General features: G+C 41.2%; 8 protein-coding genes. 1 reads left to right on the top strand and 7 read right to left on the bottom strand.

Annotated elements, in window-relative coordinates; all coding sequences use genetic code 11:
- From ACYTXL_RS30970 to ACYTXL_RS30940, 7 genes are all read right to left on the bottom strand, one after another.
- Positions 1-597 carry a hypothetical protein gene (locus ACYTXL_RS30970; RefSeq protein ID WP_461927968.1) on the bottom strand — a complete coding sequence of 199 codons (597 nt, stop codon included), beginning with the start codon at positions 595-597 and terminating at the stop codon, positions 1-3.
- Positions 598-713: 116 nt separating this feature from the next.
- Positions 714-2,879, bottom strand: coding sequence for an aminodeoxychorismate synthase component I (gene pabB / locus ACYTXL_RS30965; RefSeq protein ID WP_461927967.1), 2,166 nt, complete (start codon positions 2,877-2,879; stop codon positions 714-716).
- Positions 2,880-2,987: 108 nt separating this feature from the next.
- Positions 2,988-9,122, bottom strand: coding sequence for an amino acid adenylation domain-containing protein (locus ACYTXL_RS30960; RefSeq protein ID WP_461927966.1), 6,135 nt, complete (start codon positions 9,120-9,122; stop codon positions 2,988-2,990).
- Complete coding sequence (locus tag ACYTXL_RS30955; RefSeq protein ID WP_461927965.1) at positions 9,119-12,472, bottom strand: non-ribosomal peptide synthetase; 3,354 nt, start codon at positions 12,470-12,472, stop codon at positions 9,119-9,121. Before ACYTXL_RS30955 ends, ACYTXL_RS30960 begins: the two co-directional genes overlap by 4 nt.
- A gap of 381 nt (positions 12,473-12,853) precedes the next feature.
- Positions 12,854-14,293, bottom strand: coding sequence for a guanitoxin biosynthesis MATE family efflux transporter GntT (gene gntT, locus ACYTXL_RS30950; protein ID WP_461927964.1), 1,440 nt, complete (start codon positions 14,291-14,293; stop codon positions 12,854-12,856).
- A 51-nt stretch (positions 14,294-14,344) separates the two neighbouring features.
- The gene (locus tag ACYTXL_RS30945) at positions 14,345-15,208 is read right to left on the bottom strand and encodes a DUF4231 domain-containing protein (protein ID WP_461927963.1); all 864 of its coding nucleotides are present in this window, start codon (positions 15,206-15,208) and stop codon (positions 14,345-14,347) included.
- Positions 15,209-15,449: 241 nt separating this feature from the next.
- Entirely contained in the window at positions 15,450-15,557 is a 108-nt protein-coding gene (locus tag ACYTXL_RS30940; RefSeq protein ID WP_461927979.1) for a pentapeptide repeat-containing protein, read from the bottom strand.
- 1,923 nt (positions 15,558-17,480) lie between these two features.
- Between ACYTXL_RS30940 and mobV the strand changes: the two genes are divergently transcribed.
- Positions 17,481-18,194, top strand: a complete 714-nt coding sequence (mobV, locus tag ACYTXL_RS30935) for a MobV family relaxase (protein ID WP_461927962.1) — start codon at positions 17,481-17,483, stop codon at positions 18,192-18,194.
- Positions 18,195-18,216 lie beyond the last annotated feature (22 nt).

The following is an 18,216-nucleotide window of genomic DNA, read 5'->3' as shown; positions in this document are numbered from 1 at the left end:
CTATGCATGAAAAAGTTCTGATTGGAAAAATTTGGGATTTTTGATCCCAATCACTCCCTGCTGCCTATTTTGCTGGCGGCCATATACAAGCCAAGCCGTTTGGATAGAGCCAATAACTTCATCAACTACTAATACATCAGGATTTTCTTCAGCAAAGCGCAAAGCTGCGATCCCGCTATCATACTTACCCACCAGCAAGTTTTGTCCCACCACGGGCTTTGCTGTCTCATAGGTAAAGGTATCCCAACGTTCTGTATTGACATAAGCCCGCGTAGCAGGCATTAGTCCTAAACTACGAGGATGTTTTACATCACGACGTGTCAGTACTCCCATAGCACGAGTTGGACATAAAAAGCTATCAATCACGAATACTTCTCGAAAGTATTTTTCTGTTAATTCATAAACTTTAGGATGAGCAGAGTTTTGGATGATAAAGTCAACTTTACCATCATGTAGTAGCTCCAGTGCTTGTAAAAGATCGTCAAATAGTTCAACTTTGGCATTAGGCACTTCCTGAAACTCAATGTAAGCTTCAGTTGCAAGCTCATGGCAAGTGCCAGCAGGACCTAATGTTGCGAAAATTAGTTGGTTATTCATGACGGCAATCTGTGAATGTGAATCGGATTATCTAACTGATTAAAAAGTGTTGGCAACTGTTCGCAAATTAAAGTAATTTTAGACTTTTTGGAATTAGATTTCAACAATTTATACACCTATGCCCGCACTTTTTTAGAGCTATCAAAAGTCTCTGTCTCTATTCCCTGGATGTAATATTGGTCAGGATCAAGGGTTCCATGCGTTGTGAGCATCATGGCATGAATCAATGCCTTTGCTTTCAACATTGTTTCTTGAAACTCCATCTCAGGATCAGAAAGCGCTACAATGCCGCCGCCAACGCCAATCGAGGTTTGCTCTGGAGTCAACACAGCAGTGCGAATGACAATATTCAAGTCAGCTGAACCATTCAATCCCAAAAAGCCGATCGCTCCTGAATAAACTTCCCGTGCTGACTGCTCTAATCGATCAATAATCTCAAGGGTTCTGAGCTTGGGAGCGCCTGTCATAGAACCGCCGGGAAAGGCATTACGAATGCAGTCTGTGGCGCTCATATCGGCGCGTAAATGACCGCGAATGGTCGTTACCAGTTGATGTACTGTGGCATAGGTTTCTACATCCATCAATTTGGGAACATGAACAGTACCGACTGCACAAACCCGTCCTAGATCGTTGCGAAGCAAATCTACAATCATCAAATTTTCCGCCCGATCTTTTTCGCTGTTCCGCAATCTTTCACGCAGGATAAAATCTTCTTTGGGTGTTTTTCCTCGTGGTAGTGTTCCCTTAATGGGCTTTGTTTCTACCCAACCTTGGTGATCAATGTGCAGAAATCGCTCTGGAGATGAGCAGGCGATCGCTACATCGCCAAAACGCAAAAATGCAGAGTAAGGAGCAGGATTGATGCGGCGTAATGAACGATAGAACGCCAGTGGATCGGGTGTCGTGTCTGTGTGAATCTTATTTGTTAAACAAACTTGATAAGTTTCTCCTTCGTGAATTTCCTGCAAACATGTCTCAATATCATCAAGATAAGTCTTTTTAGACCGGTTTAATCGGAAGATAACAGGTGTCTCTTTCTTCTCAGGAACAACAGGTGACAGGGGAGGAAGGTTCTCAATCTGGTGTCTGATCCATTCAAACCAGGCTTCAGAGGCGGCTGTTTGTCCCTGCTGAATTAGGCAGAGTAGATAGAGGGTTTGCTCTTGGTGATCGATTACAATCATGCGATCGGCCAACAGAAACATGGCATCGGGTAAGGTAGAGGGGTAGTTTAATTTAGCTCCGCACTCTGCCTTTAGTTCATATCCAAAGTAACCCACAAACCCGCAGTTGAAATCGAAGGGTAAATCATCAGATGAGCAATGTCGCCGTTCAATTTCATGCTGGAGATACTCAAAAATCCCCTCTGTTCTAAGGCTGATGATATCGGACTTGGTAACGGTGAGTTCTTGTGATCGCGCTTGATAATGAATCAGGAGACTGTTTTCGCCACTGTTATCTCCCATGAAGGAAAAGCGGGAAAGATCGGCTTCAACACGACTGCTGTCTAACCAGAATGCATTTGGTGAGTTGCCAAACAAATGCACAAACATCTGCTCAGTATCAGGATACAGATTCGGCTTGCGCGTACAAAGTTCAAATTCCTGTTGCTGTTTTTGGCAAGAAGAACTTGAAGGTATTGGAGCAGTCCCGCTATTTCCTATCCAATACTGTTTTTTCTGACTATTGCCGCGCTCTTGGGCAAATTTTAAGGTAATCTGTCTAAAATTCTCGAACAGGGTTTGTCCATACTCAGTACAGATTGACTCTGGATGAAACTGCACACCCCATAGCGGCAAAGAGCGATGGCGCATTCCCATCACCAGGTTGTCCTCTGTCCACGCTACTTTTTCTAAACAGTCCGGTAGATCATTTGAAACCAGCAAGGAATGGTAGCGCACAACAGAGAAAGGAGAAGGAATTCCTGCAAACAAATCAGTACTAGTGTGATAAACATCACTAAGCCGGCCATGCCGAACTTCCGGCGCATGAATAACTTTTCCTCCATACCCATTACCAAGTCCTTGATGTCCAAGGCAAACCCCTAGAAGCGGCACTTGGGTATTTTGAATAGCTTGACGACAGATTCCAAAATCTTTGAGATTCTCAGGACGACCCGGCCCTGGTGAAATCACAATGTTGTCAAATTCCCACTGTTGCAGTTCATCCCATGCAAATTGATCGTTGTAAATTACAGTAGGATACTCTCCATTGACTGCTGCAATTAATTGGTAAAGATTAAAGGTATAAGAATCATAATTGTCAATAAGTAGGGTTTTCATCTTGTGAGTCTCTGTGTTGTAAATCTTGGGAAAGAATAAGGAATAGAATTTTAGATTTTGAATCTCAGAGGATATTTGTCAAGTATTCAGTTATAAATAGAGCTTCTGTCACCCACTATTTATTGTATTTTTTAATATTTCAAGATAATTCTGAAGCATTGAGCGAATATCTTGACTACTAAAATACATCTGATCGTATTCCACATATATGCTTGCATTTCCTGAAACTGATTCCATTGACACAGCATAATTTAAAGGAAAGTTGAACTTGTCATGTAACCTTCTCCGGTATATTTTTAAGCCAAGATGTTCAGAATTATTTTTATCATTATGGAAATTCACGAAATTAAACGTAGCGACAAACAACTCTATTTCTTGTTGGTCTGACAAAATTTGTAGAAGTGGATATCTAACATAAGGTTCGATATCAATTAGGGATTCCTGCACATTTTTAATTTGGACATTTTTATCTCCTATAATTGCTTGACACAAGGGAACAATATTCCAGAACAAACCCAAAGCTCCAAATGGATCAGATAATCTTTCTGTCCTACCATTAGAAATAACTCCTACAGAAACTGTATTTTCTTTCATTACAGTAGCAATTAGGTCAACGTAGGTACTCAAGAAAATTGCTTTTGGTGAAACTTTTAATTTTCGACAGAAGTCACGTAAGCCAGCAATTATTTCTGAGTCAAAATGGTATTCTTCGGCAACAGTTTCTACTTGATTTACTGAAGCGATTAAAGGCTTCAATGGTTTATACGTATAGTTTCTTAAGTGAAGCTTCCAGAAATTTGATGCGTCTGGTAAGCTAATTATCTCTTTCTCCAAAGCGACAAATTCTTTGTACACATTGGCGGCAGGTAATACTGTTATTTCTTCTCCTTTCTTGAGAGCAGAATATAAGTCGTAAAGTTGGTTAAGGAATTCAATACTACTCCAGCCATCTGTAATTGCATGATGTATTGACATTAAGAATTCAAATCTATTCTTGGCTTTCCGAAAAAGCCATACTCGAAAAAGTGGCTCCTGGGGATTTTCAACGTTGAACAAGTTTTGCCTGTCTTGCTTTACAACCTCATCAATGTAATTTTCCTGTTCATCCGATTTGATGTTGCTAATGTCTTGCTCATGGATGGAAAATTTCAAATTCTTTTTAACCACCTGACATACTGGTTTTCCGTTAGAAGTGATAAATACGGTTCTCAAAGTCGGATGTTTTTGCACTAGCATTTCTAATGCTTTTTTAAAGGCATTTAACGAAAGATTGTCATCATATATATCAAATGATTCCTGTCCATGATAAACCCCTATTTTCTGATGATCATTTGAGTAATAATTCAACATAAACTCTTGCATTCTGGCAAGAGGATATGCCAATTCTGTATCATCAGGTAATAAATCAGAGATATCCTGTGGAAGTTCTAATAAATGTAGGGGAACTAAAACTTTATTTTCCTGAAGCTGGAAGTTATTTACTGGTTTTTCAGATTCATCAGTATCAACAGATAAACAATGAGCAATTAGCGATCGCAAGCTTGCTGCAAAATCTTGGGCAAGATTTTCAATTGTGGCAGAGGAGTGAAAATTTTCGCTGTATGTCCAATCCAGTTTGAACTGACTCTCTACTACGAGTCCGTTAATATCTAGTAGATGATTACAAGTTTCTTGCTGGCTATGTTCTGCTCCCATTGATTCCGGGGCTAGTTTTAAGAAAGAATCTTCTTGCATTCCCCAATCGAATTGCCCCAAGTAGTTGAAACTTACTTCAGGCTGTGGCATTGCAGAGAGTTGAGAGGTGATCTCTGCATCCCCACTCAAATAGCGCAGCACACCATAGCCAATGCCTCGATTAGGTACGGCACGGAGTTGTTTTTTGATAGACTTAATTGCATCCCCTAGATTATTTGTTGCTTTTAACTCTAAAAGTACGGGGAAAATTGTCGTAAACCAACCGACTGTCCGGGATAAGTCTACATCTTCAAAAAGATCCTCCCGTCCATGACCTTCAAGGTCAAGCAACACAGAGCTACTGCCAGTCCATTTACTTAAAGTCTGCACCAGAGCAGTCAGCAGGATATCATTAATCTGAGTTTTATAAACTTTGGGAACTTCCTGCAACAGAGTGCGAGTTTCTTCTGCTGAGAGTGACATTGATACTATGCGGGCAGATGCTAAAGTGTTCGCACCTAATGCATAATCCACTGGTAGATGGGTTATCTCTGCACGTGAAATGCCTTGCCAATAAGTCAGTTCTTTCTTTGCAATATCTGAGCTTGCATAAGAATTCAGTTTCTCAGCCCAGTGTTTAAAAGATGTTGTCTTGGGGCGAAGCTGAATCTTTTCACCGCGACTGATTTGCTGGTAAGCTGTTTCCAAATCCTCTAACAAAATCCGCCAAGAAACGCCATCTACTGCTAGGTGGTGGATGACTATTAGTAATCGGCTGGCTTTTTTAGTACCAAGACTAAAAAACGCTACTAGCATTATTGGGCCAAAAGAAAGGTTTAAACTGGTTTGTAGGGAATCAGCAGTAGATGCGATCGCAGCCTTTTGCTCTGCCTCTGATATTGCAGATATATCTACATGAGAAAAAGGAATAGTATCATCAGGGCTAGTGTTAATCTGTTGCCAATCTGAGTCAGACTGCACAAAACGTAAGCGCAGTGCATCATGATGTAACAATAATTGTTGCACTACCTGCGACAAAAGATTGGGGTCAAGTGTTTGCGGTACTTTCAGCAGCAATGACTGGTTGAAGTGGTGAGGTTCTGGGAAATTTTGTGCAGAAAACCATTGCTGAATGGGCGTTAGAGGTAATGTTCCAGTTACTAGCCCTTGTTCTGCCCTCACCGTTTGAGTGACTAACGTCACTTCTGCCAATTCAGCGATCGTCTGATGTTGAAATATCTGCTTGGCACTCAGTTGCAGTCCAGCAAGTTTTGCTTTAAAAATAATCTGAATACTGAGAATGGAATCTCCGCCTAGTTCAAAGAAGTTGTCATGGATGCCAATTTGTTCTAGGTGCAGAACCTCACACCAGATTTTGGCTAGTATTTCTTCAGACTCTGTGCGCGGTGCAACTATATCTTTTTCTAGTTCATAACGTGCTGTATCAGGCTTAGGAAGTCCACGACGATCAATCTTGCCATTAGGGGTAAGGGGCAGAGCATCCAAAATCACAAACGCAGATGGTACCATGTAGTCTGGCAACTTCTGTTTGAGGAAGGAGCGCAATTGATTTTTGATTTCGGATTTCGCACGAGTCACTACATAAGCAACTAAGCGTTTAGACCCTGGAATATCATCAGAGTCGATCACTACTGCTTCTGATACTTGCGGGTGGGTGATAAGTACAGTTTCGATTTCCCCTAGTTCGATCCGAAAACCCCGCACCTTCACTTGATTGTCAATTCGACCCAAAAACTCGATATTCCCGTCAGGTAAATAACGAGCCAAGTCTCCTGTTTTATAGAGACGTTCTAATTTGTTAAAGGGGTGAGTAATAAATTTTGCGGCTGTTAAATCGGAGCGGTTGAGATAACCTCTGGCTAAACCGACACCTCCGATGTGCAATTCGCCTGGGACACCAATGGGAACGAGTTGCAGTTCCTCATTGAGGATATAGGTTTGTGTATTACCAATAGCTCTGCCAATCAGTTGCTGTGGTCGTGTATCTTCTATTACTAGCTGCGATAAGTTATACAATGTTGTGAATATCGTTGCTTCTGTAGCACCGTATCCATTTATCAACAGTGGCGGTTCTTTTAAATTATGGAGACGCGATCGCTCCTCCATACACGAGTGCCACAGCTTCAATTTTTCTGGCAGCAAATTTTCTCCTCCGGTAGCAAACAGTCGTACTGAGGTCGGTAGGGTCTGATTTGTTGTGGCCAATTCCGACGTTAACTGATGCCAGTACGCTGTTACCAATATCAATACCGTCAGATTCCATTCCCGGCATTTCTGCAAAAATGTGGAGACAGAACTCAACATTTCGGCAGTACGCAGCACTAGCGTTGCACCACTGATCAGACAGGGATAGATTTCTTCGCCTGCCGAGTCAAAGCTGATAGATGCAGCTTGCAGGACGCGATCGCGATCGTTTATCCCATACTCATCTCTTGCCGATTGGGTGAAATTTACTAAAGACCGATGTTCAATCATTACTCCTTTCGGTTTTCCCGTAGACCCAGAGGTATAAATCACATAAGCCAAATTATTGGTTTTTACCTCAGTTTGTAGGTTTTTCTCGCTGTGAGTGCCGATCAACTCCCAATCGGTATCTAAATAGATTACCTGTAAACCAGTATTTGGTAATGAGTCCACTAATTGCTTTTGAGTTAGCAATACCTGCGCTTGAGAATCATTCAACATATAAGCCAAGCGATCGCTTGGGTAGGCTGGATCTAAAGGCATATAAGCACCACCTGCTTTGAGAATTCCCCACAATGCGATTAGCATTAATGGTGATCGCTCTACACAAATCCCCACTAAAACTTCTGGTACTACACCTAGTTTTTGCAAGTAGTGTGCCAGTTGGTTTGCCCTGGTGTTTAATTCTCCGTAGGTCAGATGTTCCCCTTCATACAGCACAGCTAAAGCATCAGGGTTACGCTCCACTTGCTTCTCAAACAACTGATGGATACATTTATCTAATGGATAATCTACCTGTGTATTATTCCACTCAACTAACAATTGATGTTGCTCAATTTCTGTTAGCAGTGGTAATTGGGAAATGGGCTGCTGGGGATTTGCGACAATTCCTGTCACCAACGTTTGGAAATTTCCTGCCATACGAGCGATCGTTGAATCATCAAACAGGTCGCTATTGTATTCCCATTCGGTTATCAATTCAGAAGCAGTATTCTCAATTGATAGAGCCAAATCGAACTTAGCTGTTCCCGTTTCTATAGGAAATGAACTTACAGTTATCTCAGGCAAATCCAAAGATGGTATAGGAACATTCTGGAGATCGAACATCACCTGAAACAGAGGTAAGTGACTTAAAGAACGTGCAGGTTGCAAAGCATCTACCAATTTCTCAAAGGGCAGGTCTTGATGAGCATAAGCTTCGAGTGCTACTTCCCGCACCATAATCAGCAACTGTTCAAAACTGGGGTTGCCTGACAAATCAGTACGCAGCACTAAAGTATTGACAAAAAGACCAATTATCCCTTCTATTTCCGGTTGATTGCGACCAGCAACGGGCGTACCCACTACGATGTCCTTTTCCCCTGTATAGCGATAAAGTAAGGTAACAAATGCCGCAAAAAACGTCATAAACGGGGTCGCTCCTACACGTTTGCCAAGATTGGCGATCGCCTCACCTAACGACCGAGGAAGTATAAATTGTTGATGACCTCCCCGGTTTGTTTGTACGGCAGGTCTTGGTCTGTCAGTGGGAAGTTCTAGTAAGGTGGGAGCGCCTTCAAGTTGTTGCTTCCAATAAGATAACTGTGCAAACGCCTCTTGTTCCAACCACTGTCGCTGCCAAACAGCAAAGTCGGCATACTGTACGGGTAATTCAGGTAGTTCCAAAACTTTTTGGAGGGGTTTGTCAGTACAGAATGCAGTGTAGAGTGTTGTTAACTCTTGGACGAATACACCCGTTGACCAACCATCAAAAATAATGTGGTGTGCTGTTAGCAGAAACACATATTCTGTTGAGCTAACCTGAAAGAGAGTAGCACGTATTAAAGGTTCTCGCTCTAGATCAAATGGTCGCACTGCTTCAGCTGTAACCAATCGTTGCATGTCGTCTTCTCGCTCCCCTTGAGGCAGATGAAGCAAGTCCACGATTTCTAGTTGCAAAGAAAGAGTTGCAGCAATAACCTGAATGGGTTGATCCTCTTGTGTTACAAAGTTTGTACGTAACGCTTCATGACGACAAATAATTTCGTTCAGGCTTGACTGTAGTGCAGCTACGTTGAGTTGACCGTTAAAACGCCAGACGATTGGGATGTTGTAGAATGCACTATTGGGCTGTAAGTTGTCAAGGAACCACAATCTCGCTTGTGCAAAGGAGAGCGGGAGGTTTCCTGTCCTGCTAACTGGCTCAATTGCAGAAAGACTATTTTGGTGTAGAAATGCCAGTATCTCTGCTTTGCGTTCAGCTATTTGAGCCTGGAGTTGTGGTGTCAAGATTCCTTTAGGAGCTTTGCATCGTAGCCGCTCTCCATCAAGAAAGAGTTTCACATCTAAACTACGCAGATAAGACAGGAAGTTATATATATTCATATCTCAACCTCCTCGTACTCATCATCAGAAATATTAGAAGAACCTTCGAGTCCTGGTAATGTCTCATGAATCATCTGAAAATACTCAGCAAGACTAGCTATAGTTGGTGCTTCAAATAAGGTGCGTAAGGATAGATCCATCTGGAAGACTTTACGCAGCCGAGATATAACTTGGGTGGCAAGCAAGGAATGACCACCAATTTCAAAAAAGTTGTCGTAGATACATATACTCTCTAAGTGAAGTACCTCTTGCCAAACAGCAGCAATGCTTCGCTCTGCATCACTTTGGGGTGCGACGTAATTTGCTTCTATGTCAGGTCTAGTTTGGTCAGGCTTAGGAAGTCCACGGCGATTGACCTTGCCATTGGGAGTGAGGGGCAGAGCATCCAAAACCACAAAAGCAGATGGTACCATGTAGTCTGGCAACTTCTGTTTGAGGAAAGAACGCAATTGATTTTTAATTTCCGGCTGTGAGCGAGTCACTACATAAGCAACTAGGCGTTTAGACCCCGGAATATCATCAGAGTCGATCACTACTGCTTCTGATACTTGTGGGTGGGTGATAAGTACAGTTTCGATTTCCCCTAGTTCGATCCGAAAACCCCGCACCTTCACTTGATTGTCAATTCGACCCAAAAACTCGATATTCCCGTCAGGTAAATAACGAGCCAAGTCTCCTGTTTTATAGAGACGTTCTAATTTGTTGAAGGGGTGAGTAATAAATTTCGCGGCTGTTAAATCTGGACGGTTCAGATAACCTCTGGCTAAACCCACACCCCCAATATGCAATTCACCTGCTACACCAATCGGGACGGGTTGCAGATAGCGATCGAGGATGTAGATTTGCACATTACCAAGAACTTTGCCAATCAGTTGCTGCGGTCGTGTATCGTCTATTACAAGCTTCGATAAGTTATAAATCGTTGCCAATCCCGTTGCTTCCGTAGGTCCGTATCCATTCATTAACAGCGGCAGTTCTTTTAAATTATGGACACGCGATCGCTCGTCCATACATTTTTGCCACAGCTTCAATTTTTCTGGCAGCCATGTTTCTCCCCCAATACACAACAGTCGGACTGAGGTCGGTAGAGTCTGATTTGTTGTTGCTAATTCCGACGTTAACTGGTTCCAGTACGCTGTTACCAAGGGCAATACTGTTAGCTTCCATTCCCAGCATTTCTGCAAAAATGTGGAGACAGAACTCAACATCTCGGCAGTACGCAACACTAGCGTTGCACCACAGATCAGACAGGGATAGATTTCTTCGGCTGCGCCATCAAAACTGATAGATACAAATTGGAGGACGCGATCGCTTTCCCTTATCCCATACTCATCTTTTAGCGATTGAATGAAATTTACCAAAGATCGATGTTCAATCATCACCCCTTTCGGCTTTCCCGTAGATCCAGAGGTATAAATCACATAAGCCAAATTATTGGTTTTTACCTCAGTTTGTGGGTTTTTCTCGCTGTGAGTGTCGATCAACTCCCAATCGGTATCTAAATAGATTACCTGTAAACCAGTATTTGGTAATGAGTCCACTAATTGCTTTTGAGTTAGCAATACCTGCGCTTGAGAATCATTCAACATATAAGCCAAGCGATCGCTTGGGTAGGCTGGATCTAAAGGCACATAAGCACCACCCGCTTTGAGAATTCCCCACAATGCGATTAGCATTAATGGCGATCGCTCTACACAAATCCCCACTAAAACTTCTGGTACTAGACCTAGTTTTTGCAAGTAGTGTGCTAGTTGATTCGCCCTAACGTTTAATTCTCGGTAGGTCAGTTGTTCATCTTCATACACCACTGCTACAGCATCGGGCGTTTTTTCTACCTGCTCTTCAAACAACTGATGGATGCACTTATCGAGTGAATATTCTTTTGTAGTATTGTTCCACTCCACCAACAACTGGTATCGTTCTGCTTCGGTCAACAATGCTAAGGATGAGATACTTTGTTCTGGATTGATTAAGATGCTTAAGAGCAAAGTTTGATAATTTCCTGCTATTCGTTCTACAGTGGCAGCATCAAACAAATCAGTGTTGTATTGCCAGCAAAGATGAAACTCACTACCAGCTTCAATAATCGCCAAATCTATGTCAAATGCTGCGCCTCGTTGATGTCCTTCTATTAGGTATGGCGACATCACTAGAGATGATTTTTGAGCATTATCGTACCAGCCATGCTTTTGCCAAGTTAAGGAAACTTGAAACACAGGGGAACGGCTAGGATCTTGGTCAAGCGCAAGCTGTTTTACTAATAGGGGAAAAGGATAATCTTGATGCTCCTTAGCTTCGGAAACTGTGCCACGTACTTGAGCAAGAAATTCTTTGAAGGTGGGATTTCCCGCCAGATTTGCCCGCAAAACAACAGGGTCTGTGAAGTAGCCGACAATTCCTTCAAACTCCTCTCGACCAGACCGACCCGCCACCGGACAGCCCACTAAGATGTCTTCTTGACCCGATAAGCGGTAAAACAGTACGAAAAAGGCCGCGAGGAAAATTCTATAAAGGCTGGTTTTTTCAGATTTCGACAACTTCCTCAGCCTTTGGAGCAATTCTTCATCTAATTTGATGATCTGTGTTGCCCCGCAATAGGTCTGCACACTTGGCCGCAGTTTATCCACAGGTAAATCTAAAATCGGCAACTCACCGACTAATTGTTGCTGCCAATATGCCGAGAGATGCTCACCTTGAGAACTTGCCAACATCTCGGTCTGCCAACGCACATAATTTGTGTATGATTGCCTGGGAAGAGGGAGGATATTATCTGTTTTAAAATTTGAAATATCTGAATTTTCAATAATATGTAAGGAAGCTTTAGACAATGTTTTTGCTTCAGTGGTATAGAGGATTCGGAATTCGTTTAATAATATGTCAAAAGACCAAATATCCCCAGCAATGTGGTGCAGAGCGAGTACTTGGATATGTTCGGTAGCTGACCGTGTAAACAGATGTACCCGCAGTATTGAATCTGTTTCCAAATTGTAAGGACGTTCAGCTTCTACCAGAATTTGCTTCTTTAAATAGTCTAAATCCCAAAAAGAAGCATCTGTCACCTTAATATCTACTTCTTGATATGGATGAACTACTTGAACAGGTTGATCTTCATGCTGTTTATAGGTAGTTCGCAGAATAGGATGACGTTCTATAATATGTTGCCACGCTCGATGCCATGCCCCCAAGTCTAACTCTGAGCTTATCTGCACTGTCGTATATATATTATAAGCAATGCTCTGGGGTGCTATCTGGTAAAGAAACCACATTGCTTGTTGACCATAAGAGAGGGGAAATGATCTTGCGTACTCTGTAAGTTGTGGCTTCTTTTCCAAAGAAGAATTGCTGTGCATTGCTAATTTATCATCCAAACTTGGTTATCTGTGAATTTAAGCGTGGGCGCTGATTTTTGCTTATGCTATCTCTCAAAAGCCTTATTTAAATTACTAAGTCAATACTCTACAAAAGTGATTCAATATTCACTTTACTAGCCGCTCCAGAACTTCCAAATAAAACTTAGGTACAGACAGTTATTATTAATTGTTTTGCAGGTATTTTTTTTATTTATAATATTGAAATTCATCATATACCAAATACGCATTTGCAAAAAATATTTTTTATTAATAAAGTTTAATATTTTGTTACCTGTATAAGCAATTTTAAAAATATGCGAGGTACAAGCTTGTATAACCGTTGTAATTTTATAGACAAAAGATTAATTGGTAAATCACTGCTCAATCTTGACCTACCTGCAAATTTTCAATCGTTATCTGTTCACGGGTTTCTTCAAAAGCCAGAGGCAAGGAGGAATCTGCTCCTAAAGCCGGGAGAGAGACACCACCATCCTCAACATCACCCCTAAACGTACCAGGTAATTTTATGCTAAACATCATCATTCTGATTGCATAAAACAAACATAGACTTAACCACAAGATATGATTACTCGAAAACTTAATGGCAGCAAAATACATAGGTGCAAACCCCAATGCAACAGCAACTAAGCTAACATTGCGGAGGATATGTCCTTGTGCCAAACCCAAGAAATATCCTTCGAGCGTGAAATCTATTGAACTAAGTACCAGGACGAGTAGCAACCAGGGAACAAAAGTATCTATGTTAGAGGTGACTTCGGTGTGGTTAGTTAACAAGCTAAAAACAGTATCGGGAAATAGCACACACACACCGCCGAAAAATATTCCTACCATCAGAGCAGTTAAAACAGAAACACCAGCCAGGGGTGCTAATTGTTGTGAAGCTCCTTTTCCTTTAAAGTTTCCGACCAAAGTTTCTGTACCCAATCCCAATCCATCTACAAAATATGTATTCAAAGTGTTTATTTGCGCCAGCAAGGCATTTTGAGCATAAATCATCGTCCCCATCTGTACTCCTTGATAGTTAAATGTTAAGGAGATAAACATAAGAACTAAATTGCTGATAAAAATGTTTCCATTGAGGGTCAAGTTAGATTTTATAGCTGAGATTTCCCATATTTTTCCAGCAACGGCTCGTACCTCAATCCACTGGATTTCTGTGTAAAAAAAGATCAATCCCACCAACAACGATAAATATTGGCTTGTTGCAGAAGAAATTCCTGCCCCTGTGCTTTCCCATCCAAAGTGGATAATAAACAAGTAGTCAAGTGCGATTTTGACACCATTGCCAACGACTGACAACAGCACAACTAAGCCATTTTTTTCCCGCCCTAGTAACCAACCTATCATGACAAAATTGAGCAAAACCGCAGGTGCTGCCCAAATTTGGGTGTTGAAATAGGCAAGACCTGAAGATTTGATCTCTGGGGTAACATTTAGTAGGGCAAACCCAAGCTCTCCCAAAGGGTACTGCAAGAGTATGAGCGCAATCCCCAGCACCAGAGCAATTAAACCATTACGCAGTCCCACCAACAATACACCTTCTCGGTCATCTCGCCCCACTGCTTGCGCTGTTACTCCAGTCGTTCCCATTCGTAAAAAGAGTAAAACAAAGTAGAGAAAGTTAAGCAAGTTGCCAGCGAGGGTGACTCCAGCAAAGTGGTGAATTTCTTCAAGATGACCTAAGAATATGACACTGACCAAATTAGCCAGTGGTACCATAATATTCGATAGGACGTTGGCAAGAGCTAGGCGAAAGTAGCGCGGTATAAATTCATATTGGTTTGCAAATCTTATGTTCATTGTTTTTGCACCCTGTAACCTAAGTTAAGCTAAAATTACCGCCAAATGTTATTAACTTTGCTCTTGCTTTAACTCATTAGGTGGAGATGATTCTGCCTTCTCGGACTGTTGTTCAGGAGCTTGTTGTAGTTGGTTGAGATGAATATTATTCACTTGCACAATAAAATATTCTAATGCTTGGCTAGCCCTTTGCTGCTGTTGAGTTTCATCGGATACATCATAACAACGGTAAGAAGGAGTCACGCCCAATATAAACTTCTCTTGTTCTGCTTCCAATAACTCAACTGCTGTATTAGCAGCAATAGAATTCTTCTGAAAAGGAAAAGAGGTAACTATACTAGCGACTATAGAGGCAATAGCTGGGCAGAGAACAGGTAGCCACTTGAGCCAAGCTTGTCCTGCTTCTAATTTGTCTACCAAAACTAAAATTGGTGTGACTCCTGATAAAATAACTGTTGCTATTTGCAGCCCATAATAAAGGTTCCTGGCTGAACTCCGAACTTTTTTATAATCATCAATTAAATCTTGACAGTACTGTAAAGCTTTTCCTCTTGTCAAAGCGGCTGTATCTTTATTCCAAGAATTATTATTTAATAGATAAGTATACAGTTGAGCTTTTCTAGTAATCTCAAACTGATTAATAGATTTCTTAGCATCCTGAATTAATTGTCTGTTAACAAGTAGCAAAAAAAACGAAAAACTTAAGGATATTGCTCCAGATGTTACAAGTGTTTTATCTGATGGATAAAAAATCACAACAATCACAGCAGAAAAAAAGGCTGCGAGCAATAAATATTCAATTACTTTAAAAGTAAACAGTTTTTTTTGGACTGATTCAACTGATAAATTTTCACCAATAACTAAAGTTTGTTTTTTCTCTTGCTGTTCCAAATTAGCTATTTCTGAAGTAGTCATGTTATTTTCCTAATATAAATTAAATTTACTAAGCTAATGTACTTTTAATTTGCATAACCAGGGCGGGCAAGATGCCCACCCCACAAGACTTTTACTTCCAGGTAATATGCAAGTTAAATGTCCAACAGCTTAATTCTGCTGGATACATTTGTTTCTATTTTCTAAGCGAGTAAAAGAGTTACTTCTACTCGCCTTAACTGTGAGATAAATTCAGAAGAATTTGTATAAAGCTATACAAGTTTTACTTGATAGCTTCTTCAATATTAGCTCCTTTGAGTTTAGCTCCCTCTAAATTAGAACCCTTGAGCTTAGCGCCTTTAAGATTAGCTCCATATAAAGTAGCATACAGTTAAGCAAATATTTAAATAAACTTTCAGTAGATCGAAAAGTTTTCCAGAACCCTTACCAGGCGTTCATTTGAGTTTAGGAACATAATTTGCCGCAAGGGGTGTTAGAGTCTGCTTTTCAAGGAACGGGCGTTGTTGCTGGGTTAAAAGTGCAGTGCAAGCGATCACAATCATCAGCCCAAAAACGTCGCCTGAAACCCTGATTATTTCGTCAACTTACAAAAGTTTTCGATCTACTGAATTTGCGCGTATCCCGGCTGAACCCCTTCAACTGCTCAATATGACCTATATAGAGAGATTTTTATACTAAGTAAGGCATTATGAGTTTTACGTAAAGCCATATAAGTAGGTAGGCGCTAAAAAACACAACTAGATTAAGAAATGTAAATCGCTTAAAAGCTTGTATTCAAAGCGTTTCTGGTGCTTTACATAAGTTTACATAGTTCGCTTTAATTGTTCCTACCTACTTAGCTGTTATATAAAGTCAGTAAATCGCAAAGTTTTTTCAAAGGCGATCGCTAGCCTCAAACTAAGTACACTTAATATCAATTATTCCTATAATTGCATCATTTTCATCAACGATCACCGACCAGGCGTAGACTAATCCTACAGATTGGTCTGCTTCTAACATTGATTGCACTTGGTTTTCTAATTTTTGGGGATACCAAATATTGTCACTTCGCTTTTGACTTCCATCGCTTACCCCTGGCTCATCATCAATTTCATTTTTTCGTTCCTGATTTTATCTTGGATTAGGTTGACCACAAGATGCGCGATCGCTTGGCTATCGTAGTTGTTCACAAGAAAAGTGAACGTTGAGCATTCGGCTTGAAAGAGAACCAAGACTCAACATTAAATCTACAAAATCCACAAAAAAAATTTACCCCTGTTTTTGACCCTTTTTTTGCATACACAACTAACAATTACTCTCAATATAAACCGCTCAAACCGTGATTATTGACACATTTATCAATAAATATTACAGTTTTGGCACTAGTTTATTGATTTGAGTAAATTCGTGCATCTGAGATAAAACCTCGACAAAACATCCATTTTCCCAATTCTCACCAACTACATTCAACATCTCCCAATATCTCGACAATATCTATCCAATATCTCCCAATTCTCCAATTTGTTTCCTACCTTTTTACACCTTTTACATCATCCAGTAACAAAATTCTCATTAGCTCAAAAATTCCCAATAAAGAAGAACAGTTCCCAATACTTATAAGAAGTCTCCCATTTGCTCCCAATAATTGGTAAATTACCCTGAAATTCGCTTAAAAGCTTTTAAGCTCTGTAATCCATCTTTTTTTGACGCACAGTACGCCATATTTGGCGGAAAGTTTGTTGAGAGTCAAAATTGAAAAGCAGAAGCATAAGCAACACCCATCAAAAAATACTACTGAAGAACTACACAATCACGACAAAAGCGACTGTACAGTTCACTCTCTTCAACCCGTCAGCTTGATTTTTGTAGTCTAATGAGTGACAAAAAGTGACAAAGCTCAGTTGTCACACTATGTCCATAGTGTACTTTGATACAAGAACTCCCATGTGGCAAAACACCCCCATTTCTCCCCAAAATTACCCCAATTACCCCCAAAGGATACACAATTGACAGTGAAAGGATAGTCAAATGACAGTCGTTTTCGGGTTGAGAGGAAAAAACCAACGACAGTCAAAGGACAGCCAATTGGGTCTAATTGGGGTAATTTGAGGGTTATTTGGGTGAAATGCTCCTGGTGGATTCTCCCCCAAAAGGGGATTTGGGGCTGGGGTATAATGTATACCATACTCACTATGGTTTCATGCCCTGCGGGTGGCTGCGCCATCTCTCGCTGCGCTCATGACATGAAACCGTCGTTCGCCCTACGGGGGTTTTTGGGTACTACAAAGTACTGCACTTGTAACATAAATTTTTTATGTCGCCACTAACCATTCTCAGAATTGAGAAACTAAAAACATTCGGCAATGTTGCCGGGAGTGATGACCATGTTACCAGAAACAGAGAAACACCCAACGCAGATCCAACCAAAGAGAATGTCCGGTTAATTGGGGGAGAAGACTCACGCGCCCTGGAGGAGATAGTTAAAGAAAAGATTGCCACGCTCAAGCATCTACCCCGAAAGGATGCAGTGTTATGCACCGAAATGTTTCTCTCGGCATCGCCTGAATATTTCCGCCCTGGTGATCCATCTCTTTCTGGGCAGTGGTCTGATTCACTGATGCAGCAATGGGCGATCGCATCTCGTGATTGGCTAGCTCAAAACTATGGGTCAAAGTGCGTCAGGGCTGAACTCCACCTAGATGAAAGTACCCCACACATCCACGCCTACATCGTGCCATTGAACGAGAAAACCGGGAGAGTTAGTCATGACGCGATGTTTGGCGGCAGAGGTGGACAGGGAAGAATTAAGTTATCCAAACTCCAAGATAGTTATGCTACCGCACTCGCTCCTTTGGGTATTGAACGAGGGGTTAAGGGCAGTAAGGCAACCCATACCAAAGTAAAGGAATATTACCAAGCGGTTAACAGTGAACCACTCACCGCAGTCATTACAAATAACCTGCATTCCGCACTTCAACTTGAATTACAAAAAGATTACAGTCAAGATAAAAGCAAAAATTCCGGATAATTAAGACTCATAGTACTGAACG

The organism is Nostoc sp., from assembly GCF_054880495.1.
The sequence above is the reverse complement of the archived record's forward strand: the minus strand, read 5'-3'. Positions and strand labels throughout refer to the sequence as shown.